Source organism: Sphingomonas sp. SORGH_AS_0879 (assembly GCF_030819175.1).
Lineage (GTDB): Bacteria > Pseudomonadota > Alphaproteobacteria > Sphingomonadales > Sphingomonadaceae > Sphingomonas.
Map to the genome: position 1 here is coordinate 1,487,631 of NZ_JAUTBJ010000002.1, position 24,005 is coordinate 1,511,635.

The window sequence follows — 24,005 nt, forward strand, 5'->3', positions numbered from 1 at the left end:
GTCGGCTTGTCGCAGCGGGAATTGATGGATCGGCAACCCTCCCCATATATAGTCCTGAAGAGGCCCCGATCAGGGCCGACCGGAGTTTGCATGAACCAGTCCTATCCCGTCCTCCCGCTGCGTGACATCGTCGTCTTCCCGCACATGATCGTCCCCCTGTTCGTCGGTCGCGACAAATCGGTCGCGGCGCTGGAAGCGGCGATGGCGGCGGACAAGGAAATTTTCCTGGTCGCCCAGCTTGATCCCGCCGAGGACGATCCCGCGCGCGAGGATCTGTACGAGATCGGCGTGACCGCCACCGTCCTGCAATTGCTCAAGCTGCCCGATGGCACGGTCCGTGTGCTGGTCGAGGGCAAGACGCGCGGGCGTCTGGACCAGCTCGACGAATCGGGCGCGTTCCTGACCGCCACGATCGACGCGAAGCCGGTGTCGGAAGACGATGCCGCGCTCGAAGAGCAGGACCATGACGTCAAGGCGCAACTCGCCGCGCTGATGCGCTCGGTGGTCGACCAGTTCGAGAATTACGCCAAGCTCAACCGCAAGCTGCCCGCCGAAACCGCGGTGCAACTGGCGGAGATCGAGGATGCCTCGCAACTCGCCGATGCGGTCGCCGCCAACATCTCGGTCAAGGTCGCCGACAAGCAGGCGCTGCTGGTGGAAACCGATCCGGCCAAGCGGCTGGAGATGGCCTATGCCCTGATGGAAGGCGAACTCGGCGTCCTTCAGGTCGAGAAGAAGATCAAGAGCCGCGTCAAGCGCCAGATGGAGAAGACGCAGCGCGAATATTATCTCAACGAACAGTTGAAGGCGATCCAGCGCGAACTGGGCAATGAGAGCGAGGACGGTGACGGCGACGAGATCGCCGAACTGACCCAGAAGATCGCCACGCTCAAGCTGTCCAAGGAAGCGCGGACCAAGGCGACAGCCGAACTCAAGAAGCTGAAGACCATGGCGCCGATGAGCGCCGAGGCGACGGTGGTGCGCAATTATCTCGACGTGCTGCTCGGCCTGCCCTGGGGCAGGAAGTCCAAGGTGAAGAAGGACATCGCGGCGGCGCAGGCGATTCTGGATCAGGATCACTATGCGCTGGAAAAGGTGAAGGACCGGATCGTCGAATATCTGGGCGTCCAGGCGCGCACCAACAAGCTGAAGGGGCCGATCCTGTGCCTCGTCGGCCCGCCGGGCGTCGGCAAGACCTCGCTGGGTCAGTCGATCGCCAAGGCGTGCGGGCGCGAGTTCATCCGCCAGTCGCTGGGCGGCGTGCGCGACGAAGCCGAGATTCGCGGCCATCGCCGGACCTATATCGGCTCGCTGCCGGGCAAGATCGTGACCAATTTGAAGAAGGCCGGCACGGGCAATCCGCTGTTCCTGCTCGACGAGATCGACAAGTTGGGTCAGGATTTTCGCGGTGACCCCGCCTCGGCGCTGCTGGAGGTGCTCGACCCCGAACAGAATGCCAAGTTCAACGATCACTATCTGGAGATCGACATCGATCTATCGGACGTGATGTTTGTGTGCACCGCGAACACGCTGAACCTGCCGCAGCCTCTGCTCGACCGCATGGAGATCATCCGTCTGGAGGGTTATACCGAGGACGAGAAGGTCGAGATCGCCGAGCGTCACCTGATCGCCAAGCAGGTCGAGACGCACGGCCTGAAGGACGGCGAGTTCACGCTGACGCAAGGTGGCCTGCGCGCCCTGATCCAGCGCTACACCCGCGAGGCAGGCGTGAGAACGCTGGAGCGTGAGATCGCGCGTCTCGCCCGCAAGGCGCTGCGCCAGATCCTGGAGGGCAAGGCGACCTCGGTGACGATCACGCCGGACAATTTGCATGAGTTCGCGGGCGTCCAGAAGTATCGCCACGGCCTGTCCGAACAGGAGGATCAGATCGGTGCGGTCACCGGCCTCGCCTGGACCGAAGTGGGTGGCGAATTGCTGACCATCGAATCGGTGACGGTGCCGGGCAAGGGGCAGGTGAAGACCACCGGCAAGCTGGGCGACGTCATGAAGGAATCGGTCCAGGCCGCCTTCAGCTTCGTCCAGGCGCGCAGTCCCAGCTTCGGGATCAAGCCCTCGCTGTTCCACCGCAAGGACATCCATATCCACCTGCCCGAAGGGGCGGTGCCCAAGGATGGTCCGTCGGCGGGCATCGGGCTGGTCACCTCGATCGTCTCGACGCTGACCGGCATCGCGGTGCGCAAGGATGTGGCGATGACCGGTGAGGTGACTCTGCGTGGCCGCGTGCTGCCGATCGGCGGGCTGAAGGAAAAGCTGCTCGCGGCGTTGCGCGGTGGGATCACCACCGTCCTCATCCCACAGGAGAATGAGAAGGATCTGGCGGATATCCCCGCCAATATCCGCGAAGGGTTGAAGATCGTGCCCGTGTCGCATGTCGACGAGGTGCTTCGTCTGGCACTGGTCGGCCCGCTGGAGGCGATCGACTGGACCGACGCCGACGAACTGGCGGCGCTGCCGCCCGCCGCCATCCCGGCGGTCGCGGGGGCCGAACGCCACCATTGATCGTCGCGAGGGCAGGGCCATCCGGCGTAAAGGCGGATGGCCCTGTCGGCGATTGTCACACGATTGTCACGGTCGGGCGCTTAGCGGGTGTTTCGTGCCGGGCACGACAACAGTTTGACAGCGGACGCAACAACGGCATTATCGATCCTTTAAGGTTTGAGCGGCAACCGAGTCCGTCTGACTAATCTTTGGGTTCACAGGGGGTTATGGAATGAACAAGCAGGAGCTGATCGCTACCGTCGCCGATTCTTCGGGCCTCGCGCGTGGGGATGCGATCAAGGCTGTGGAGGCCGTGTTTGAGTCGATCACCGCCGCGCTCAAGAAGGGCGACGAGGTTCGCCTGGTCGGCTTCGGCACCTTCTCGGTATCCCAGCGCAAGGCCTCGACCGGTCGCAATCCCCGGACCGGCGAACCGATGACCATCAAGGCGTCGTCGCAGCCCAAGTTCAAGCCGGGCAAGCTGTTGAAGGACTCGGTCAACTAATGTGATTTTTTGGGCTGGACAGGCGGCGACACGCCGCCTAAAGGCCCGTCCTCCGGTTACCGGGCGCGTAGCTCAGCGGTAGAGCACACCCTTCACACGGGTGGGGTCACAGGTTCAATCCCTGTCGCGCCCACCATCCTTTCTCGCCGATCGGGCGATGACATGAGGATGGTGATCAGGTCGTTTTCATCGCTATCGGCGGTATGTGAGGTAGGGCAACCTTGCCCCTATGGCGTCCATGCCATCCCCCCGTCAGACAAGGGGGAGAGCGGATCAATATTCGTTTTCGCGCAGAGGCGCGGAGGACGCAGAGAGATATTGCTCACGCGGCAGCGCGTCTCATTGACTCCTGGATAGCGAAGAACAAGCCGCTGTTGCCTCAGGCGCACCCCCTCTGCGTCCTCCGCGCCTCTGCGCGCAAAAGAAGTGGGCCGGCGTCTTCGCTTGAACCGCCAGGTCCGTTCGACATTCCCTCATTCCTCCCCTGCAAGGGGAGGTGGCAGGTCGAAGGCCTGACGGAGGGGTATCGCCCTTCCGATAGCGGAACACTCTCCACCATGCTCGGCGTGGTCTCCCTCCCCTTACATGGGAGGAGTGAAGCCCGTTCTGCCTGGACGCAGGTCCGCGATCGGCTCCCCGCCAAAAACCGCGCTTACATCCTGGCGTCGGTATCCCCAGCCAGAGAGCGTGCGATCGGGTCGATCATGTCCTTCGGTATGCGGCGGGCGATGACGGGCATGGTCGCGTGGCTCTTGCGCGCGTCCACCACATTCTTGTCGCCCTGCCAGTGGCGCAGCCGCGCGGCGATATAGTCCGCGCGCTGACCGGCCAGGACGGGATAGGGCTTGCCGGGCGTGTGACAGCTGACACAGGCGGGCAGTTGCTTGTCCGGCAGCCCCCGCTCGACGATCCGCGCCGCCGCCGGGTCGCCCGAGGGGGCGCCTCCCAGGCCCGGCATCGCGGCGAAGCGGCGTGCGGCGGCCTCCATCCGTGCCGCCTCCATCCGCATGGCCACCTGCTGCATCACCGCGCTCGACCGGCGCCCATCGGCATAGCCACGCAGCGCCGCCAGCAGATATTCGGGGCTCTGTCCGCCCAGGATCGGAATGTCGGGCGCGCCGCGGCCGCGTCCGTCGGTGCCATGGCATCCGGTGCAATTGTCCGGATCGACCGCGGGCGAGGCTTCGGCGACCAGCGCCCGGTACTGAGCCGGGGTCATGCCGGGCAGGCGACGGACGAACGCGACCATGCGGCGTACCTCGTCGGGGCGGTCCTGCACGGCCCAGGCGGGCATGCCGGTATATTTGACGCCGTGCTGGATGATCCAGAACAGCTGCTTGTCGGTCCATTGGCGCGCATTGATCGCCAGATCGGGCGCGGGCGGGGTCGCGGCCTGCATCACCGGCGCGGGCTTCTGGCCGGGCGCACCGTGGCAGACCGCGCAGGCATTGGCGAAATGGCCCGCGGCGCTGACTAGGCCGCTGCGGTCGGCGGGGTCGTTGGGCGCGGTCAAGGCGGCATGGGTCCGCACCGAATTGCGCATCGCCCAGTGCAGGAACCAGTCGGTGATCGCCCAATGCCCGCTCGACGCGGCAAGGCTGATCACGCCCGACCAGGCGACCGCCATACCCAGCGTGGCCAGGCCCAGGATGGTGGCGATCACGCGCTTCCAGGTGATACGGATGGTCATGCGCGCGCCTCCGGTCGGGTTTGGAGCAGGCGGCCGAGCATCGCCAGCCCGCCGCACAGATAGGCGATGCCGCCGACCAGCAGCATGACCACGCCCGCAATCTGCTGGTCCTGCAACGCGCCCGCGCCGTGATGGCTGTAGAGCGGACGCGGGGCGAGGCCGATCAGCGCGCCGAGCAGGGTCATATGCATCGATGTGACCAGCAGTGCCGCCACCCCCGCCGCCCGGTGCCGGGGCGCGAGCACCGCCGACCAGAGCAGCAGCCCGGCGACAAGGAAACTGGCCTGCTCGACCACCAGCCACAGCGGCGCATGATCGGCCAGCCGCCGCAGCGCGGGGACGTGCCAGCCCCAGACGATCACCGCCTCCACCAAAGCGGCAGCCATCGGCGTGGCGAGGCGTGGCCAGCGACGGGCGGGGTCGAGGCGGCTGTCCTGGATCGCCAGCGCGAGCAGCGGCGCGGCCACCGCCACCGCGATCATGTGCGCGACCATATGGCCGGTCATGCCTTGGCCGCTCAGTGCCCAGCCAAAGGCGAGCAGGGTCAGGCCCGCGAGGAGATAAGCCCGCTTCACCGGCAATCGCCCAGCACCAGGACCGGCATCGCGGTGAATATGACCGCGACGAAGCTCAATCCCGCGAGAAGGAAGGTCGAATAGGCGAGGAAGCGCAGCCGATCGACATCGGTGCCCTCATTATGCGGTGGCGGGTCGCCGGGGCCGCGCGATTGCTGCCACGCGATCACGCCCGAGGCGACGATCACGACCAGCGCGACGACCGTCCCGATGGCGAAGGCGGTGGGGAAGAGCGCCCATTCGCCGATCCGCTCGCACGAGATCGCCGCCCACAGATAGGAGAAGAGAAAATGCACCGCCCAGGTCGTCGGCGGCACGATCAGCGTCCATAGCGTGACCCGCAGCCGGTGGGCGCCTTTCAACCAGCGCTTCATAGCCCCGTCTCCGGAAACAGGCCGACGGTCAGATAGGCTACGACAGCGGTCAGCGCGAAGAAGTGCAGATAGACGGTGATGTTGCGGATGTCGGCGTCATGGCTCGGCGTCATCCTGCCCGCGATGCTTCGGGCCAGCGTATAAAGCTGCATGATCGCGGCGACGGCGGCATGGACCACGGTCCAGACGACCAGCACCCAGACGATTGCCGGATAGACATTGGCCTTCGGATCGAGCCCTTCCAGACAGGCGAGCCCCGCGAACAGGCTGGCGATCGCCATGCCCGCCCCGAGCAGCAGCAGCGCGCGGGCCGCCATCATCCCGCCGCGACGATGGACCTCGCGCGCCGCCAGCGTCGCCGCCCAACTCGCCAGCGACAGGGCCAGGGCGAGGAGCGGGCCGCCGCTGCCCGGTCCGTCGAACCCGGCGCCGAAATCGGGATGGATCGTCCAGTAGAAATAATAGCCGAAGACGAGGCCGGAAAAGGCCGTCGCGTCGGCCATCATCGTGATGAACATCGCCCACCAGCCCGGCGCGGCGGGCCCGGAGATATAGAGCGGCAGGCGCATGCCATGACCGATCGGCTTTTCGGGTTTCTCGGGGATTTCCGCGGTGTCCCACAACCACCAGAGGATGCAGGCCAAGGTCACCACGCCGCCCAGGGCCGCGATCAGATAGAGGTGATAGGTGGTCAGGATGAAGACGCTGCCCAGCGCGACGGCGGTCAGCATCGGCTTGACGCTGGGCGTGCCAAGCCGGATCACCGAGACGGGCTTGCCGTCGAGGACCGAGGTGATGATCGTCTCGCGGCGACCTTCCTCGGCGTCGGCGAGGAAGAAGCGGCCCTCATCGACCTTGGCGACGAAATCCTTCTGGTCCCAGATCGGATAGCGGCTCTCGACCAAAGGCACCGAGCGGATGCCCCAATCCTCATCATCCGGCTTGGCCAGCCATTCGAGCGTGCCCGCATTCCACGGATTGCGCGGCGCCTTGGTACGGGTCGGCGACAGGGCGAGGTCGATGACCAGCACGGCGACGCCCGCCGCGAACATGTAGGAGCCCAGCGTAGAGGCCAGGTTGAGCCAGCCGATGTTCAAATCGGCGGGATAGGTGAAGACGCGACGCGGCATCCCCTCCAGTCCCGACAGATGCATCGGGAAGAAGGTCAGGTTGACGCCGACGAACATGATCCAGAAGGCGGTTCGCCCCATCCGATCAGACAGCTTCTTGCCGGTGATGAGCGGCCAGTAATAATAAAGCCCGCCGAACAGCGGCAGCAATGTGCCGCCGATCAGCACATAATGGAGGTGCGCGACGATGAAATAAGTGTCGTGTGCCTGCCAGTCGAAGGGCGCCACCGCGACCATCACGCCGGTCAGCCCGCCGATGACGAAGATGGCCAGGCTTCCGCTCGCATAGAGCAAGGGCGTCGACCATTTCACCTTGCCAGCCCACAGCGTGGCGATGAAGGCGAAGATCTGGACCCCGGTCGGGATGGCGACGGCCTCTGATGCGGCGGAGAAGAAGGCGAGGCTGATCTTCGGCAGGCCAGTCGCGAACATATGGTGCACCCACAGCCCGAACGACAGGAAGGCGGTGCCCACGGCCGCGAGCACGATCCATGGATAACCCAGCAGGTGCCGCTGCGCGAAGGTCGGGATCAGCATCGCGAACAGGGCGATCGAGGGCAGGAAGACGATATAGACCTCCGGATGGCCGAAGATCCAGAACAGGTGCTGCCACAACAGCGGATCGCCCCCGCGCGCGGCGTCGAAGAAGGGCCAGTCGAGCAGCCGCTCCATCTCGAACAACAGGTCGCCCGCGATCAGAGGCGGAAAGGCGAACAGGATCATCACCGCCACGACCAGGATATACCAGGCATAGAGCGGCATCAGGTTCAGCCGCATCCCCGGCGGGCGGCATTTGAGCACACCGACGATCAACTCGACGGCGGCGGCGACCGACGACACCTCGATGAAGGAAAGCCCCAGCATCCAGATATCGGCGCCCAGGCCCGACAAATCGGTGCGGGTGGTCAGCGGCGGATACATGAACCAGCCGCCATCGGGCGCGGCGTTGAAGAAGATCGAGCCGCCGACGAACACGCCGCCGATCAGGAAGCTCCAATATCCGAAGGCCGACAGGCGCGGGAAGGGCAGGTCGCGTGCGCCGAGAAGTTGCGGCAGCAGGATGATCGACACTGCCTCGAACATCGGGACGGCGAACAGGAACATCATCATCGAGCCGTGCAGCGTGAACAGCTGGTTGAAGGTGTTCGCCGACACCAGGTCATTGTCGGGCACAGCCAATTGGGTGCGCATGATCAGCGCCAGCGCGCCGGCGAACAGCATGAAGCCGAACGCGGTCAGCGTGTACCAGACGCCGACCCGGTTGTTGTTGACGTCCGTCCAGCGCAGGAACAGCCCGCTGGGCGGCTTCCAGACGGCGCGCAGCCGCTCTTCCTGGGCGGCGCGAAGGGCAGGGTCGTCCTGGGCGTGGAGGCTCATTTCAGACCCTGAAGATAGCGGGCGAGGGCCAGCGCCTCGTCATCCGACAATTGGGGGAAAGAGGGCATGCGCACGCCCGGCTTGGTCTTTTCGGGATGACGGATGAAGTTCGCGACGTTGGCCTCCGTCATCGGCAGGATGCCCGCCGCCAGCGTCCGGCGCGATCCGAAATGGGTGAGGTCGGGGCCGATCCGGGTGGGCGGCGTCACTCCGGCGATGGCATGGCACCCGGAACAGCCATTGGCCGCGAAGAGCCGGGTTCCGGCACTGTCGACGGCCCGGGCGGGACGCGCCTGCTGGGCCAGCCATGCATCGAAGGCGGCGGGCGGCATGGCGATGACGTCGAACGCCATCAGGGCGTGGGACAATCCGCAGAACTCGGCGCATTGGCCGCGATAGCGACCGGGCTTGTCGGCGCGGACGACCAGGCTGTTGATGCGGCCGGGGATCATGTCCATCTTGCCCGCCAGCCCCGGTATCCAGAAGCTGTGCACCACATCGCCCGCGCCCAGGCGAAAGGCGACCGTACGACCGGTCGGGATACGAATCTCATTCGCACCCAGGACGGGAGCGCGACCCGGTGCCTGATAGGCGACGCGCCACCAGAATTGCTCGCCATCGACCGCGACCTTCAGGTCGGCGGGCGCGACCGGCCGGGGCCGCATATAGGGTAGCGAATAGGCGAGCAGTCCCAGCAGCACGATCGTCGGTATGACCCCGCCCAGCCACAGGACCAGGCGCATGCCCTTCTCATGTCCGATCGCCCCTTCGGGCGCACGGACGGCATGGCGCATCAGCAACGCGACCGCCCCCGCGATCACCACCGCGCCGACCAGCATGATGATGAAAAGGTGGCGAATATCCGCCGCATCCGCCCCGAACGGGGCCAGGGTCGATTGATGCGTGTTGCATCCCGCCAACAAGGCGGCCGTCCCGACGACGATGGCTGTGCTCATCCCCCGCATGGCCAACAAACGTTGCCATGGTGGAATGGTTCACCTTCCCTTCATCGGAAATTCATGTCCGAAACAAAATGTCACGTTTGCGGATTGCGCCGCCAGACCTCACCCGCGAGCACCGTGGCGAAGCCCAGCCAGGCGGCCAGAGGCACGACGCTGAGGGCGGCGGGACGGTCGATCTTCCAGGCGGTGGCCGCCAGCGCGGCGGTACCGGCGGCCATCGTCCCGGCGGCGGCGGTGCTGGTGCCGATCCGTCGTTCGCGGAAGAACAACTCGGTCCATCCGCCGATCATCGCGCTGTTGCCGAGCCAGAGCGCGACCGCCGTATCGCGCCGGGGCGAGGAGGGCTGGCGAAGCAGTCGGTAGCCGCCGACCGCCGCCAGGCTTTCGAGCACCGGCCAGACCGCACCGAATACCTTGTCTGGCGGGGTGAAGCCAGGCTTGTCGAGCCGTCTGTACCAATGCCGGATGCGTGGGTGAGACGGATCGGGCACATTGCGCCGCCCGACCAGTGCACTCAACCCCAGCACCGCCGCCGCCACGCCGCCCGCCATCCATGGCGACAACCCCGTCTTCGTCTTGCCGTTCATCGCGAACCCTCTCGATTGCGAGGGGGATAACGGTTCGGCCTCATCCCTGTTCAGCGGCGGCGCGATTTGTCGGCATTGGCATCGGCGGATCGAGCGCCGCGATCGCCAGCAACGACAGGCCCAATATGCGTCGGTTTCGCCGGGCGATTTGCTATCCTGGATCAAGGCCATTTGGCCGATTTACCTGCTATCCGTACTTTTGCGGTAGGATGGCGACCGCTGGCGCGTGGCCGCGCCTTGTTGCAGAAATGGACGATAGTGGACTCCTCCGCATTTGAATTCCTGAAAGGCGTTTCGGGACAGGTGGTCGATGAGATCATCGCGTTCGACTGGGCGGCGACCTCGCTGGGCGCGCCGGGGCAGTGGCCGGTCGCGCTGCGGTGCCAGGTGGCGACGATGCTCGCCTGTCCCGCGCCCATGTATCTGGTCTGGGGCCCGGATCTGATCTCCTTCTACAACGATGCCTATCGGCCGATCCTGGGTTATCGCGCGGCGACCGCGATGGGCACGCCGTTCCGCATCCTGTGGGGCAGCATCTGGGACGAGATCGCGCCTTTGGTCGACCAGGCGCTATCGGGCGGCGTCGCGCGGGTCACGGACATGCGGCTGGACCTGGCGCGCGAGGGGAAGCCCGAGGAAAGCTACTGGACCTTTTCCTATTCGCCGGTCTTCGACGATCGCGGCGACATCGCGGGCATGATCTGCGTCACCGGCGAGACGACTGCGCGCGTGCTGGCCGAACGACGCCAGCAGGAGGCGGACGAACGGCTCGACCTGGCGCTCAGTTCGGGCGCGCATGTCGGCATGTGGGACTGGGACGTGGTCAACGACTCGGTGCGCTCCGATGGGCGCTTCGCGGCGATGTACGGCGTCGACCCGGTCGCCGCCGAGGCGGGCATGCCGATCGCCGAGTTCTTCCAGGGTATCCATCCCGAAGACCGCGCGCGGGTGGAGGCGGAGATCGGGGCCGTCCTCGCGGGGGCGGGCGATGCGAGCGAGGGGGCGGGGCGCTTCGTCTCCGAATATCGGCTGGTCCAGTCCGATGGCTCGGTCCACTGGGTATCCGCGCGGGGACGGTGCATCGTCGATGGGACCGGGCGCTGCGTGCGCTTCCCCGGCGTCAGCTTCGATATCACCGACCGGGTCTGTGTCGAGCTTCAGTTGCGCGAGAGCGAGGCTCGCGCGCGTCTGAATGCCGAGCGGGTGCAGCTCGCGCTGGAGGCGGGGGCGATCATCGGCACCTGGCTATGGGACCTGCCGAACGATCGCTTCACGGTGGACGAGCCGTTCGCCCGTAATTTCGGGCTCGACCCCGCTCTGGGGCATGAGGGGCTGAGCCTGGCGCAGGTGGTCGAGACGGTCCATCCCGACGATCAGGCCGGCCTTGCCGAGGCGATCGCCGAGGCGATCGCGCGCGGCGGTCCCTATGCCCATCAGTATCGCACGCGGCGTCATGACGGTCGCTATCACTGGCTGGAGGCGAATGGCCGGGTCGATCACGCGCCCGACGGCACGCCGCTGCACTTTCCCGGCGTGCTGATCGATGTCGGCGCCCGCCGCGCGCTGGAGGCCGAGCGCGACCATGCCATCGCCGAACTCCGCGCGCTGACCGACCAGTTGGAACAGCGCGTCGCCGACCGCACCGCCGAGTTGATGCGTGCAGAGGAAGCGTTGCGGCAAAGCCAGAAGATGGAGGCGGTGGGCCAGTTGACCGGTGGGTTGGCCCATGATTTCAACAATCTGCTGGCGGGTATTTCCGGCTCGCTGGAACTTATGGCGCTGCGCCTGTCGCAGGGGCGGACGGGGGAGCTCGACCGCTATATGGACGCGGCGCAGGGGGCGACGCGGCGGGCGGCGGCGCTGACCCACCGGCTGCTGGCCTTTTCGCGGCGGCAGACGCTGGCCCCGCGCGCGACCGATATCGGCGCGCTGGTCGCGGGCATGACCGACCTGATCCGCCGCACCGTGGGGCCGGGCATCACGCTGGAGACGAAGGGCGGGGACGATCTGTGGACCGTGCTGGTCGATGCGCCGCAGCTGGAGAATGCGCTCCTCAACCTGTGCATCAACGCGCGCGATGCGATGCCGGACGGCGGGCGCATCACGATCGAGATGGTGAACCGGCGGCTGATCGGCGACAATGCGCGGTTCGGCGATATACCGGACGGCGAGTATCTGGCGTTGTGCGTGACCGATATCGGCATCGGCATGACCCCCGACGTAATAGAAAAGGCGTTCGACCCCTTCTTCACCACCAAGCCGCTGGGGCAGGGGACCGGGCTGGGGTTGAGCATGATCTATGGCTTCGCCAAACAGTCGGGCGGGCAGGTCCGCATCCATTCGACGCCCGGCATGGGGACGACCGTGTTCCTCTATCTGCCCCGCCACGACGGACCGGCGGAGCAGGAGGACACCGGCACGACCACCGCGCTCGACGGTCCCGCCGGGTCGGGCGAGACAGTGCTGGTCGTCGATGACGAGGCGACCGTTCGCCTGATGATCGTCGATGTGCTGCGCGACATGGGCTATCAGGTGATCGAGGCGGCGGACAGCGCGGAAGGGCTGGCGATCCTGCGATCGTCGGTGCGGATCGATCTGCTCGTCACCGATGTCGGCCTGCCCGGCGGGATGAACGGACGCCAACTGGCCGAAGCGGCGCGGGAATTGCGACATGAATTGAATGTCATGTTCATCACGGGCTATGCGGAGGGCGCGGTGCTGAACAGCGGCCATTTGTCGCCGGGGATGCAGTTGCTGACCAAGCCGTTCACCGTGGACGCGCTGGTCACGGGGATACAGGCCGCGATAGGCGCGGCCGCGCGGCGGTACGAACCCCACGCCCCCTGAACCCTTCGCGGTCCCGGTCCGGATCGCGTGCGGCACCGCATGACGATGACGACCGGGAGTTTCGAGACGATGAAGACCAGCCGCCTGGCCCTGTCCCTATTGGGCACGAGCCTGTTCGCCGCCGCCCCGGCCCCTGCGCAGGACGGGCCGGATATTCCCGAGCCGATGGTGTTCGACATGATCCGCCCGCTGACCGCAAAGGCGGGCGAGATCGAGGTCAACGCGCTGGCGCAGCGCGACCTGACCGGCCCGCGCGGCGAACTGGAATGGGCGCCCGAGGTCGAATGGGCGGTGGCCGATGGCTTTGCGGTCGAGCTGGAACTGCCGCTGATCGACAACCGCGTCGTCCAGTACAAGATGGGGCTTCAGGGCAAGCTGGGCACGATCCGGGGCGGACGCGGGGTGCATGGGTTCCAGTATCTGGGACTGCACGATCGCGAGGCGGGGGGATGGACCTCCACGCTTCTCTGGCTGCTCGGCAACCGCTTCGGCGAGCGGTGGAGCACCATGACGATGATCGGCGTCGGCGACGTGACCCTGCGCGAGGGGAATGAGACGGGGATGATCGTCAACCACTCCACCTTCTACGATCTGAACCGCGACACGGTGCTGGGGTTGGAGGTCAATCGCCAGAATGGCGAAGGCGCCTATTGGCTGTTGATGCCGCAAGTCCACCGCGCGCTCGGCAAGCTGGGCGTGCAGGGCGGCGTCGGCGCGGAGAAGGGGCGGGGCGAGCGGTTCCGGCCGCGGCTGGGATTGCGAATCATCCGCGAACTGTGATGGGAGAGCCGTCGCCTCGTGGGAGACAGGATATGGCCGTCGAATTGATCTGTCTGGATGCCGACGACACGCTCTGGCACAATATGCGCCATTTCGCGGAGACGGAGGAAGCGCTGGTCGGCCTGCTCGCCCCCTTTGCCGAAGCGCGGGTGGCGCGGGCCACGCTGGAATCCTGCGAGGCGCGCAACCTGCGGCTCTACGGTTACGGCGCCAAGGGCTTCACCTTGTCGATGATCGAGACGGCGGTCGAACTGGCGGGGCCGACCCTGCCGACCGAACTGGTCGCGCGGCTGCTGGAGGCGGGGCGGCAGTTGCTGGCGCATCCGGTGGAACTCCTCGACGGGATCGCCGACACCATGGCCGCGCTGGCGGAGCGCGGGCGGCTGGTGCTGGTGACCAAGGGCGACCTGCTGCACCAGGAGGCGAAGCTGGCGGCATCGGGCCTGGGCGAGCATTTCGCCGATGTCGCGATCGTCAGCGACAAGACGCCCGACACCTTCCGCCGGATCTTCGCGCGCCACGACGTCGCGCCGGAGCGGGCGGTGATGGCGGGGGATTCGATGCGCTCCGACATTTTGCCCGCGCTGGAGGCGGGGGCCTGGGCCGCCTATATCCCGCAGCCGCTGGCCTGGAGCCATGAGGCGGGGCGGACGCCGACCGACCATCCCCGCTTTCGCCAGTTGGAACGGCTGGGGGACTTGCCGGACTGGATCGACGCGATCGGGTGACGGGGGCGTCCAGTCCGGGCGATCCTCAGCTGGGGTCGTGTTCTTCCCCAACGACGACACCGCGCGCCACTTCGGGTCCGTCATGCGAGAAGCCGTTGCGATGGATGCGCACGCCCGCCGTCGTCACCGGGACGCTGGTCGCCACCGCCGCGACGGGGGCGGTGGCGGCGACGCCTTCGGTGACCGCCTGTTCGCCGCGATGAATGGTCACGCCCCCCACCGTCTCGACGCCCGCCACCGGCGCGGCGGCCAGCATGGCGGGGGCGGGGACGGGGATGCTCGGCTCGACCCCGGCATAATCCTGGCGGAAGGACAGGTCACGCTCCAGCGCCCCCTTCCAGCGATAGAAGATATGGCTGCCGATCGCGCCGATCCGGTTCAGGCTGGGCGCCCACCAGGGCAGCACGTAATTGGCGTGATAGAAGGTCGCGGCCCCCACCGGGGCATAGACCATGCCCGCCAGTGCCGCCTGCGCCACGGCGGCGGCGCGGGCCCAGGCGGCGGGCTCGCGCGGGTGGAGCATCGATCCGTCGCAGGTGAAGCTGAACTGGCAACCCGTCGAGCGCTCCGATCCCTGATAGACGACGCCGCAGATGCTTTTGGGAAAGGCGCGGTCGCGCACGCGGTTGAGGACGACCTGCGCCACCGCACGCTGACCATCGATCGGCTCGGACCGGGCTTCATAATAGATGGCGGCGGTCAGGCATTCGGCGGCGCGGGCGGCGTCTTGCGCCGAACGGGCGATGCCGGAAAAGGCCGGGGCGGCGGCCATCTCGATCGGGGTATTGCCAGTCAGCGTTTCGGGCAGGTCGCTGTCGGGCACGTCGAGCGCGAGCTGGCGCAGCAGAGTCCGCGCGGTCGGCGGCGGCACGTCCAGCGTCAGCCGGGCGGGCGGATGCCGCGACGGGGTGCACGACGTCGCGATCGCCAGCGTCGCCACCAACATCAACCAGCGCAGCACGTTCTTCCTGTTCCCAACCCGTTGCCCCATGACGGCGCATTACCGGATTGGGGGTTAGGAAGCGGTTAAGTCACCGAAAACGGACATATCCCCTGGAACGCGTCCGTTCGTCGGCTATCGGAAGCGCGCGCCCAATTCCACGCCGTAGAAACGCGGCTCGCCCGCGATATAGGTCGGCGCGCTGAAGGTGCCGCCGGTGTTGCCCGCATCGATCAGATAGCGCTTGTTGGTCAGGTTGCGCGCGAAGCCGCCGACATGGAAACCCCCGTCCGCCCCGAACTCGACGCCGGCGCGCAGATTGACCAGCGTATAGCCGCCCTGCGAGATCGCCTCGCTATTGGGCAGCTCGAAATAGACCTTGGACCGATAGGTGGCGCTTGGCGTCGCATAGAAGGTCGCGGAGGACCCCAGCGGCACGCGCAGCGTCGCGCCGCCCGAGGCGGTCGTGTCGGGTTGCAGGCGGAAACGATTGCCCGCGAACACGCCATTGGCCGGCTCGTCGGCGATGCCGCCATCGATATAGGCGAAGCTGCCAAACAGGCTGAGCCAGCGCTGCACCGCCCAGTTCGCCTCCAGCTCGACCCCGACATTGTTCGCCGAGCCCGCGCTGCGCGTCACGGTCCGTCCGCCCTCGAAGACGGTGACCTGGAAGCCCTTATACTGCTGATAGAAGACCGAGGCCGCGCCGCTGAACGCGCCGATCCGCCCCTTGATGCCGCCTTCGTAATTCCACACGTCTTCCTGCGGCACGATCTGAAGCCGGGGGATCGCGCCCGAATTGGCGATGGTCAGCGGCACGATCCGCTGGGCGTCGAGCTGTACCACGGGCGAACGGCGGCCCTTGCTGACCGTCGCATAGACGTTCACGTCGCCGCCCAGCCGATAGAGCGCGTTGAAGCGCGGCAGGATCGCGGCATAGCTGCGTTGCGCTTCGAAGACCTGCCCCTTGGTATTGGCCGCGCCCAGCAGGCTGGTGAACAGCCCCGCCGCCGCCAGCAGGCGGCTGTCGGGCATGACATTGCTATAGCCCGAACGGCGATCCTCGATCAGCACCCGCGCGCCCGCCGTCAGTTCCAGCGCGGGGGCGGGAATCCAGGTCGCGTCGGCGAACATCGAATAGGTGTTGTTGCGACCGAAATTGGTGAAGCTGGCGCTATAGGGCACCATGGTCGCCGTGCCGCGCGACAGGATCGCGGTGGCGCGGGCGCCGGGGATGGTGCCGTCGGGCGCGACGCAGGCGGTGCCGGTCGGCAGGCCCGCCGCGCCGAGCAACTGCCGCACCGGTGCGAAGTCCGTCGCGGTCGAGCAGGCGAGATAGGTGCCTTCCTCGGTCGAGAAGGGCACCCGCTGCTGCCCGTTTTCGAAAAAGGCGTTCCACCCGATCGAGGCGCGGTAATGCGCGCCGTCGAAGGCGAAGCGGCTTTCATGGCTCCACTGGTCGCCCCTGGCGTCCTCGCCGAACTCCAGATACCAGGCGGGGCCGCCATCGGCGTCGAAGATTTCCAGCGCGTCGAACCGGCGATAGCCGTTGACCGTGGTGAAGGTGACGCCCGGCGCGACATCGACTGCGACCGTCAGGTTCGCGTCATAGACGTTGCGGGTCAGCCCCAGCTTGCGCCGCCCCAGCACCTCGGCGGAGAAGGGCGAGCCCGACAGCTCGGCATAGCCATAATCGCCGGTCTGCCCGCCGGTGGGGGCGAAGACGCGGCTCTTGAACGCGGTGCCCGGATTGCGCTGTCCGTCATAGGTCAGGACGAGGTCGGCGGTGACCGAGCCATTGGGCCGCCAGCGCAGCGACCCGCGCACCCCGCGCTGGTCCTGCCCGTTCAGATCGTCCTGGTCGACGCGCCCCTGATTCTGGTTGGGCACATCGGGATCGCCTGCGATATTGCGGACATAGCCGTCGCGATATTTATAGGCGAAGGCGATCCGGCCGGCCAGCGTCTCGTTGCCCGCATTCAGATAGCCCGACACCTGAGTCCGGTTGAAATTGCCATAGGAGGCGATGAGGCCGCCCTCGGTTCCGGCCTTGGGATGCGCGGAGACGATGCTGATCGCGCCGACCGCGGCGGCAGTGCCGAACAGGGTTGCCTGCGGGCCCTTCACCACCTCGATCCGCTCGATATCGTATAGGTCCTGATAGGCGCCGCGCGTCCGGCTGATGTCGATGCCGTTATAATAGAGCGTCACCCGCGCGCCCTGCTGCGCCGAGCCGGAATCCGAGGTGATGCCGCGAATGACGAAGCCCGGATTGTTTGCGCTCTGCTCCTGGATTTGCAGGCCGGGGATATATTGCGCGACTTCCGCCAGCGAGTTGACGCCCAGATTGGCCATGCGTTCGCCCGACACCGCGCTGACGGTGACGGGCACGTCCTCGATCCGCTGCTCGCGCTTCTGGGCGGTGACGATCACCTCGTCGTCGCGGGCGTCGTCCTGTGGCTGGATCATCGCCTGCGCCCAGGCCGCCTGTGCGAACGCGGTCGGCGAAAGGCTCGTCAAAAGCGCGGCCAGCGTCATGCGGCGCATGGTCGAAGTCATATCTATCCCCGGCTATTACCCTGTTTGCCAGCCGCTTAGGGGAAAGGGATTACCGGTTGGTGTCCATCACGCTGCGGATTTGTGACGGTCGGCGCCGGTGTCGCCGAACCGTCATCCATTCGCCATGGCGCTGTCGTGCGGAGCCTCTAGCCGTCCGGGCGAAAGGACCCGATGATGACGATGATGAACCGACGCCGCGCGATCGCCCTGATGGGAAGCGGCGCGACGCTCAGCCTGCCCGCGACGATTGCCGAGGCGGCCGAGCCCTCGGCCCGTTTCGACCATGGCGTGGCCAGCGGCGATCCGGCCGCCGATGGTGCGATCCTGTGGACCCGCGCGACCCCGGCGGAGGGGCAGGGGGGCGACGTCCCGCTGACCTGGCACGTCGCGCCGATGGAGCCGGGCGAGGCAGTCGGCCTGCGCACGGGCCGGGTGACGGCCCGCGCCGCCCGCGACTTCACCGCCAAGGTCGAGGTGACGGGGCTGCGCCCCGGTCGCGATTATCGCTATTGGTTCGAGACGGCGAAGGGAGAGCGTTCGCCGGAGGGGCGTTTCCGCACCCTGCCGCGCGGGCGGATCGAGGATGTGGTGCTGGCCGTCGTCTCGTGCCAGCTTTATCCCGGCGGGCTGTACAACGCCTATGACGCGATCGCGCGGTCCGAGCGGCTCGACGCGGTGCTGCATCTGGGCGACTATATCTATGAATATGGCGCGGAGGGTTATGGCGCGGAGATCGGGCGCAAGCTGAACCGCCTGCCCGAACCGGCGCATGAGATATTGTCGCTCGCCGATTATCGCGCGCGTCATGCCCAGGTGAAGCGCGACCCCGACATGCAGGCCGCGCACGCCCGCGCCGCCTTTATCTGCGTGTGGGACGATCATGAGGTCGCCAATGACGACTGGATCGGCGGCGCGGAGAACCATGATCCCAAGACCGAGGGGGACTGGGCCAAGCGCAAGGCGGCGGCGATGCAGGCCTATTTCGAATGGATGCCGATCCGCGACCCGCGCCCTGGCCAGCCCTGGGCCGCGATCAACCGCAGCTTCGACTTCGGCGACCTGGCGACGCTGGTGATGGTCGAGACGCGGCTGCTCGCCCGGTCGAAGCAGGTGACGGCCAAGGGCGATGTGCCCGAGCCGTCCGAATATGCCGCGATGATGGCCGAGCGTGCGCGGCCCGAGCGCGAATTGCTGGGCGCGGGGCAACTCGACTGGATCGAGCGGACGCTGGCCGCCTCGGTCGGGGCGGGGCGTCCGTGGCAGGTGATCGGCAACCAGGTGGTGATGGCGCGGGTCGACGGCCCCGATCTGGAAAAGCGGATGGGGGCGGAGGGTTATGCGTCGCTGATCGCGCCGCTGTCTCAGGCGATCCGCGCGCAGCTGGCGGCGGCGCAGGCATCCTATCGCGCGGGGCTGCCCATGAACTTCGATAGCTGGGACGGCTATCCCGCCGCGCGCGAGCGGCTTTACGCGGCGTTCCGGCGGGCGGGGAGCCATCCGGTGGTCCTCTCGGGCGACAGCCATGCCGCCTGGGCCAACGACCTGTATGACGACCAGGGCGCGCTGGTCGCGGCCGAGTTCGGCGCGACGGCGATCACCAGCCCCTCCTGGGGGGCGCTGTTCCCCGGTATCGGCCGCCAGATCGCCGAGGCCAATCGGCGCAGCGTGCGCTTCTGCGATCAGGACGCCAAGGGCTATCTCCACCTGACCCTGACCCGCGACACCGCGACCGCGCGGTTCATGACCGTCTCCACCGTCATGGCCAAGCCCTATGCGGAGGCCTGTGTCGCGACCTGGCGGACGCGCGCGGGCGGGACGGCCCCGATCGAGAGCGTGACCGCCTGACCCGGTACCGGCCTTTCCCCGTCAGTTCGGTTTGGCGGGGAAGGGCTGGCCGCGCACCGCCGCCAGCACACGGGCGTTCAGCGTGGCGTCGTCATGGTTCAGATAATGGCCGCCCGGCATGGCGACGACATGCGCATCGGGCAGCTTGAGGAGCGGGCACAGGCTGTCCTGTTCCTCGACGCCATAGATGCAGGTGACGGGCAGCCAGTCGAGCGTGCGGGCGGTGGTGATCGCCATGCTGTCGGGCCGTCCCATATAGGCGATGCCGGAAGGGTCGGAGCGGAAATAGGCCGTCTTGCCCGGCACCACCAGCACCAGTGCCGACACCCGCGCGCGCAGGTCGGCGGGCAGTTTCGCCAGCCCGGTCTGCAACATGTCCGCGCCATAGGACTGGCCGAGCAGCACCAGCCGCCGCTCGCCCGCTTCCCGCGCGGCACGGCGTACCAGATCGGCGATCAGCGCATCGACCTGCCCGCGCGTCCGGCGCTCGCGGAACAGGACGGGGGAATTGACGCCCAGCACCGCGATCCCCCGGGCGCTCAGGCTCCGGGCGACGCTCCCGCTCATGCCATAGCGCAGGCCCATATCCCCCGACAGCGACAGGACGAACACCGGCTGCACCCGCCCCGCCGCCGGATAGCGGGTGAACGGGTCGCGGTCGAAATAGCTGCCCGAATAGAGGAGGATGGAAAGTCCGGCCACGATGACGAACAGGATCGCGGCGAGATAACGGCGATAATGGCGGCGAAGATGGGCCAGGCGAACGGACATGCCTCATCTTAGGGCCAATCGACATTCATGCTACTCCTTCCTTCCTCTCCCCTGGATAGGGGAGAGGGTTAGCGGAGCTTGCCAGCCTGCTGGCTAGCGCAGCTTGGGTGAGGGGTCGAGCGAGCCACAGGCTCACGCGCGCTCTGCGCGCCCACCCCTCACCCAGCTCCGACTAAGCCTTTGCTGTACAAAGACTAAGTCTGCGCAACCCTCTCCCCTCTACGAGGGGCGAGGGAAGAGAAGGGCATATCGGAATGTCGATCGGCCCTAATCCCGCCGCCCGCCCGCTGTCACGAGCCGATCGAAGCGCCGATAAGAGCGGTCATGAAAAATCTGTAATGTCACGATCACGCGCTCTATGCGCGCGATCTGCCATCGGCGACAGGGTGCAGACAGGGGATGGCCGGGGGCCGTCGTCCGTGTCGATGACCAGGCGTAAGGAATACCGTCCGTGACCAACCCGATCTTCTTTGACCCGACCGGTCGCCGGGGCGCGTGGGCGCGGCGCAGCGTCGGGGTGCTGATCTTGGCGGTGGTGATCGCGGCGATCGCCTTTGCCACGACGCTGGTCGCGGTGCCCAATTCGGGCGTGCTGCCCTTGCCCTTCGCACGCCGCCAGGCGATGACGCTGGAGCCGACCGCGCAGTTGAAGGGGCGGCGCGGCGAATGGCTGCCGCGCAAGGCGGCGGCGCCGGGCCATACCCCGCTGACCATCGCCTTCTACACGCCGGGTAACGATTCCGCGCTCGCCTCGGTCCATGCGCATATGGGGCAGATCGACTGGCTGGTGCCCTCGCTGATGAATGTCGCGGGTCCCAAGGCCGAATTGCAGATCAGCAACGATCCCAAGCTCGCCAGTCTGTTGTCGCATGCGGCCAAGCCGCCGCGCCTGTTGCCGATGGTGCAGAATCTGGGCGCCGACGAATGGGACGGCCAGGCGATCGCGCGGATCATCGCCAGCCCGGCGGCTTCCGAGAAGCTGGCGACCCAGCTTGGGGACTCGGTGACGGCCAACCGCCAGTCGGGACTGGTCATCGACTTCGAGAATCTGCCCGCCAGCGCCATGGCGCGCTATCCGCGCCTGCTGCAACGGATCAAGGCGCATCTGCCCAAGGGGGCGGTGCTGGCCGTCACCGTTCCCTCGGAGGATGACGCATGGCAGCTAAAGCCGATCGCCAGGGTCGTCGATCGCGTCATCCTGATGGCCTATGACGAGCATTGGCAGAGCGGCACGCCGGGCCCGATCGCATCGCAGCCCTGGTTCCTCCAGGCGAGCCAGAAGGCGTTGCGCGAGGTGGGTCGCGACAAGCTGATCGTCGCGCTCGGCAGCTATGCCTATGATTGGCCCGCCAAGGGGCCGGCGGATGCCAAGTCGATCGAGGAAGCGTGGCTGATGGCGCATGACAGCCAGGCACAGGTGACGTTCGACCCGGCCAGCGGCAATGCGGGCTTTGCCTATGACGAGGATGGCGATCATCACACCGTCTGGATGCTCGACGCCGCGACCAGCTGGAACCAGCTCCAGGCGCTGAAGCATCTGGGCATCGACGATGTCGCCTTCTGGCAGATCGGCACCGAGGACCCCGGCCTGTGGGCGGATTTCGCCGCGTTCCGCAGCACCGCGCGCGGCGTCATCCCGCGGCTGAACGCGATCGCCTCGCCGTTGAACGTCGATGTGGAGGGGCCGGGCGAAATCCTGCGCATCACCGCCCAGCCGACCGAGGGGCGGCGTGTCCTGCAATATGACAAGGACGGGATCATCCGGGGCGAGGTCTATCGGACCTATCCGACGCCCTATGTGGTGCAGCGGGCGGGCGCGCTGGACAAGACGATCGCACTGACCTTCGACGACGGGCCGGACGCCGAATGGACGCCCAGGATCCTCGACGTGCTGGAGCGGGAGCATGTGCCCGCCACCTTCTTCGTCATCGGCGAAAATGCGCTCCAGCATCCACAGCTTTTGCGCCGGATCGTCGCGGACGGCAGCGAGATCGGCAACCACAGCTACACCCACCCCAATATGGCGACGGCGGGCGAGCGGACGATCAAGCTGGAGCTCAACGCGACCAAGCGGCTGATCCAGGCCTATACCGGGCGTTCGACCACGCTGTTCCGCGCGCCCTATTTCGGGGACGCCGAGCCGACGACGGCGGACGAAATCGGACCCGCGCTGATCGCGCAGAATCTGGGCTATACGGTGGTCGGGCTGCACGTCGATCCCAATGACTGGCAGACGCCGGGCACCGACAAGATCGTCCATGAGGTGATCGAGCAGGTCCACGGCGCGACGCCCGACAATTCGGCCAATGTCGTCCTGCTGCACGATGGCGGCGGCAACCGCGAGCAGACGGTCGAGGCCTTGCCCCGCATCATCGATACGCTGCGCGCCGAGGGCTATCGCTTCGTCCCCGCCTCGCAACTGGTCGGGGTCAGCCGCGATCAGGCGATGCCGCTGGTCGAGGGGAAGGACCTGCTGGCGGTGCGGACCGACGTGGCGATCTTCGTCGTCCTGGCGACGCTGTCGGCGGGGCTGGCCTGGCTCTTCTACCTCGCGATCGCGCTGGGCATCGCGCGGGCGGTGGTCATGGCGGGGCTCGCCTGGTTCCAGGGCCGCCGGTCCAAGCCGGTGCCGCCCGAATATACCCCCAGCGTCTCGGTCATCATCCCCGCCTATAACGAGGAGCGGGTGATCGCCCAGTCGGTCGCGCGGGTGCTGGCCAGCGATTATCCGGGGCTTCAGGTGATCGTGGTCGATGACGGGTCGAGGGACGCGACCAGCGCGGTGGTGCGCGAGGCCTTCGGCGAAGAACCGCGCGTCCGCCTGCTGACCCTGACCAATGGCGGCAAGGCGGCGGCGCTGAACCGCGCGCTGCGCGACGCGACCGGCGAGGTGGTGATCGCGCTCGACGCCGATACCCAGTTCGAGCCGGAGACGATCGCCAAGCTCGCCCGCTGGTTCGCCGATCCGAAGCTGGGCGCGGTGGCGGGCGATGCGCGGGTGGGCAACCGGGTCAATCTGGTCACCCGCTGGCAGGCGGTCGAATATATCACCGCACAGAATCTGGAGCGGCGCGCGCTGGCCGGTTTCGACGCGATGACGGTGGTTCCGGGTGCGGTCGGCGCATGGCGACGCGCGGCGCTGGACGCGGTCGGCGGCTATCCCGAGGATACGCTGGCGGAGGATCAGGACCTGACCATCGCGATTCAGCGGGCGGGCTGGCGCGTCACCTACGACCCGCGCGCGGTCGCCTGGACCGAAGCGCCAGAGAGCTTCCGCGCGCTCGCCAAGCAGCGCTATCGCTGGGCGTTCGGGACGCTCCAATGCCTGTGGAAGCACCGCGCCGTGCTGCGCACCGGGCGGCCCAAGGGGCTGGCACGGGTCGGCCTGCCGCAGGCGTGGCTGTTCCAGATCCTGTTCGCCGCCATCTCTCCGCTGATCGACCTGTCGCTGATCCTGTCGATCATCGGCACCTCGGTCCGCGTGGCGCAGCATGGCTGGGCGCAGACGCATACCGATGTGTTCCAGATGGGGGCCTATTGGCTGGTCTTCACCTCGGTCGACGTGCTGTGCGGATGGATCGCCTATCGGCTGGACGGCAACCGGGTGCGTTACCCGGCGCATCTGCTGGTCGCGCAGCGGCTGGTCTATCGCCAGATCATGTACTGGGTCGTGCTCCGCGCGATCAGCTCGGCGATCGGCGGGTGGATCGTCGGCTGGGGCAAGCTGGAGCGCACCGGGAATGTCGGGGCGTAGGGCGTAGGGGGTTGCCCCTCCACCATCCTTCGGATGGTTCCCCTCCCCAAGCATAGCTTGGGGAGGAATGGGGTTTCCCAAA

The 24,005-nt window shown here is 67.1% G+C and carries 16 protein-coding genes and 1 tRNA gene; 8 read left to right on the forward strand and 9 right to left on the reverse strand.

Going from position 1 to position 24,005, the window contains the following annotated elements; genetic code table 11:
- Nucleotides 1-90 precede the first annotated feature (90 nt).
- The 3 genes from lon to QE379_RS07875 all read left to right on the forward strand — a co-directional run bounded on the left by lon (nucleotide 91) and on the right by QE379_RS07875 (nucleotide 3,140).
- Nucleotides 91-2,520, forward strand: coding sequence for an endopeptidase La (lon, locus tag QE379_RS07865; protein ID WP_306999472.1), 2,430 nt, complete (start codon nucleotides 91-93; stop codon nucleotides 2,518-2,520).
- 211 nt (nucleotides 2,521-2,731) lie between these two features.
- Nucleotides 2,732-3,004: an HU family DNA-binding protein gene (locus tag QE379_RS07870; RefSeq protein WP_267435307.1), complete on the forward strand. Its 273-nt coding sequence runs from the start codon at nucleotides 2,732-2,734 to the stop codon at nucleotides 3,002-3,004.
- 61 nt (nucleotides 3,005-3,065) lie between these two features.
- Nucleotides 3,066-3,140 (forward strand) — tRNA-Val (locus QE379_RS07875).
- A gap of 516 nt (nucleotides 3,141-3,656) precedes the next feature.
- On the opposite strand, the gene QE379_RS07880 is transcribed toward QE379_RS07875, so the two are convergent.
- The 6 genes from QE379_RS07880 to QE379_RS07905 form a co-directional block, all read right to left on the reverse strand.
- A complete protein-coding gene (locus tag QE379_RS07880) occupies nucleotides 3,657-4,694 on the reverse strand; it encodes a c-type cytochrome (protein WP_306999475.1) in 1,038 nt (345 codons plus the stop codon).
- Nucleotides 4,691-5,269 carry a cytochrome c oxidase assembly protein gene (locus tag QE379_RS07885; RefSeq protein ID WP_306999477.1) on the reverse strand — a complete coding sequence of 193 codons (579 nt, stop codon included), beginning with the start codon at nucleotides 5,267-5,269 and terminating at the stop codon, nucleotides 4,691-4,693. Before QE379_RS07885 ends, QE379_RS07880 begins: the two co-directional genes overlap by 4 nt.
- Nucleotides 5,266-5,643 carry a hypothetical protein gene (locus QE379_RS07890; RefSeq protein WP_306999479.1) on the reverse strand — a complete coding sequence of 126 codons (378 nt, stop codon included), beginning with the start codon at nucleotides 5,641-5,643 and terminating at the stop codon, nucleotides 5,266-5,268. The genes QE379_RS07885 and QE379_RS07890 overlap by 4 nt, the downstream gene beginning before the upstream one ends.
- Nucleotides 5,640-8,150: a cytochrome c oxidase subunit I gene (gene ctaD, locus QE379_RS07895; protein WP_306999481.1), complete on the reverse strand. Its 2,511-nt coding sequence runs from the start codon at nucleotides 8,148-8,150 to the stop codon at nucleotides 5,640-5,642. The genes QE379_RS07890 and ctaD overlap by 4 nt, the downstream gene beginning before the upstream one ends.
- Nucleotides 8,147-9,115, reverse strand: a complete 969-nt coding sequence (coxB, locus tag QE379_RS07900; RefSeq protein WP_306999483.1) for a cytochrome c oxidase subunit II — start codon at nucleotides 9,113-9,115, stop codon at nucleotides 8,147-8,149. Before coxB ends, ctaD begins: the two co-directional genes overlap by 4 nt.
- Before the next feature lie 71 nt (nucleotides 9,116-9,186).
- Nucleotides 9,187-9,699, reverse strand: coding sequence for a TspO/MBR family protein (locus QE379_RS07905; protein ID WP_306999485.1), 513 nt, complete (start codon nucleotides 9,697-9,699; stop codon nucleotides 9,187-9,189).
- A 303-nt stretch (nucleotides 9,700-10,002) separates the two neighbouring features.
- Between QE379_RS07905 and QE379_RS07910 the strand changes: the two genes are divergently transcribed.
- The 3 genes from QE379_RS07910 to QE379_RS07920 are packed head-to-tail and all read left to right on the forward strand — an operon-like array spanning nucleotide 10,003 to nucleotide 14,054.
- Nucleotides 10,003-12,546, forward strand: a complete 2,544-nt coding sequence (locus QE379_RS07910) for a PAS domain-containing protein (RefSeq protein ID WP_306999487.1) — start codon at nucleotides 10,003-10,005, stop codon at nucleotides 12,544-12,546.
- Nucleotides 12,547-12,585: 39 nt separating this feature from the next.
- Nucleotides 12,586-13,326 carry a hypothetical protein gene (locus QE379_RS07915; protein WP_306999490.1) on the forward strand — a complete coding sequence of 247 codons (741 nt, stop codon included), beginning with the start codon at nucleotides 12,586-12,588 and terminating at the stop codon, nucleotides 13,324-13,326.
- Between the two features lie 32 nt (nucleotides 13,327-13,358).
- Entirely contained in the window at nucleotides 13,359-14,054 is a 696-nt protein-coding gene (locus QE379_RS07920; RefSeq protein WP_306999492.1) for an HAD family hydrolase, read from the forward strand.
- Nucleotides 14,055-14,079: 25 nt separating this feature from the next.
- Here QE379_RS07920 and QE379_RS07925 read toward each other — a convergent pair whose 3' ends face one another.
- Nucleotides 14,080-15,015, reverse strand: a complete 936-nt coding sequence (locus QE379_RS07925; RefSeq protein ID WP_306999494.1) for a cell wall hydrolase — start codon at nucleotides 15,013-15,015, stop codon at nucleotides 14,080-14,082.
- Nucleotides 15,016-15,129: 114 nt separating this feature from the next.
- Nucleotides 15,130-17,553, reverse strand: a complete 2,424-nt coding sequence (locus QE379_RS07930; protein ID WP_306999496.1) for a TonB-dependent receptor — start codon at nucleotides 17,551-17,553, stop codon at nucleotides 15,130-15,132.
- Between the two features lie 180 nt (nucleotides 17,554-17,733).
- Here QE379_RS07930 and QE379_RS07935 point away from each other — a divergent pair, with 180 nt between their 5' ends.
- Nucleotides 17,734-19,398 (forward strand): alkaline phosphatase, encoded by a 1,665-nt coding sequence (locus QE379_RS07935; RefSeq protein ID WP_306999498.1) that lies wholly within the window; start codon nucleotides 17,734-17,736, stop codon nucleotides 19,396-19,398.
- A 21-nt stretch (nucleotides 19,399-19,419) separates the two neighbouring features.
- Here QE379_RS07935 and QE379_RS07940 read toward each other — a convergent pair whose 3' ends face one another.
- The gene (locus QE379_RS07940; protein WP_306999500.1) at nucleotides 19,420-20,169 is read right to left on the reverse strand and encodes an AcvB/VirJ family lysyl-phosphatidylglycerol hydrolase; all 750 of its coding nucleotides are present in this window, start codon (nucleotides 20,167-20,169) and stop codon (nucleotides 19,420-19,422) included.
- A 451-nt stretch (nucleotides 20,170-20,620) separates the two neighbouring features.
- Between QE379_RS07940 and QE379_RS07945 the strand changes: the two genes are divergently transcribed.
- Nucleotides 20,621-23,923, forward strand: a complete 3,303-nt coding sequence (locus tag QE379_RS07945) for a glycosyltransferase (protein ID WP_306999502.1) — start codon at nucleotides 20,621-20,623, stop codon at nucleotides 23,921-23,923.
- The last annotated feature ends 82 nt before the right edge of the window (nucleotides 23,924-24,005 follow it).

What these genes read in the sequence shown, in the direction of transcription:
- QE379_RS07920 (WP_306999492.1), top strand. Translation starts at nt 13,359, where the DNA reads ATGGCCGTCGAATTGATCTGTCTGGATGCCGACGACACGCTCTGGCAC.
- lon (WP_306999472.1), top strand. Translation starts at nt 91, where the DNA reads ATGAACCAGTCCTATCCCGTCCTCCCGCTGCGTGACATCGTCGTCTTC.
- QE379_RS07870 (WP_267435307.1), top strand. Translation starts at nt 2,732, where the DNA reads ATGAACAAGCAGGAGCTGATCGCTACCGTCGCCGATTCTTCGGGCCTC.
- coxB (WP_306999483.1), bottom strand. Translation starts at nt 9,115, where the DNA reads ATGCGGGGGATGAGCACAGCCATCGTCGTCGGGACGGCCGCCTTGTTG.
- QE379_RS07940 (WP_306999500.1), bottom strand. Translation starts at nt 20,169, where the DNA reads ATGTCCGTTCGCCTGGCCCATCTTCGCCGCCATTATCGCCGTTATCTC.
- QE379_RS07930 (WP_306999496.1), bottom strand. Translation starts at nt 17,553, where the DNA reads ATGACTTCGACCATGCGCCGCATGACGCTGGCCGCGCTTTTGACGAGC.
- QE379_RS07935 (WP_306999498.1), top strand. Translation starts at nt 17,734, where the DNA reads ATGATGAACCGACGCCGCGCGATCGCCCTGATGGGAAGCGGCGCGACG.
- QE379_RS07915 (WP_306999490.1), top strand. Translation starts at nt 12,586, where the DNA reads ATGACGATGACGACCGGGAGTTTCGAGACGATGAAGACCAGCCGCCTG.
- QE379_RS07890 (WP_306999479.1), bottom strand. Translation starts at nt 5,643, where the DNA reads ATGAAGCGCTGGTTGAAAGGCGCCCACCGGCTGCGGGTCACGCTATGG.
- QE379_RS07880 (WP_306999475.1), bottom strand. Translation starts at nt 4,694, where the DNA reads ATGACCATCCGTATCACCTGGAAGCGCGTGATCGCCACCATCCTGGGC.
- QE379_RS07905 (WP_306999485.1), bottom strand. Translation starts at nt 9,699, where the DNA reads ATGAACGGCAAGACGAAGACGGGGTTGTCGCCATGGATGGCGGGCGGC.
- ctaD (WP_306999481.1), bottom strand. Translation starts at nt 8,150, where the DNA reads ATGAGCCTCCACGCCCAGGACGACCCTGCCCTTCGCGCCGCCCAGGAA.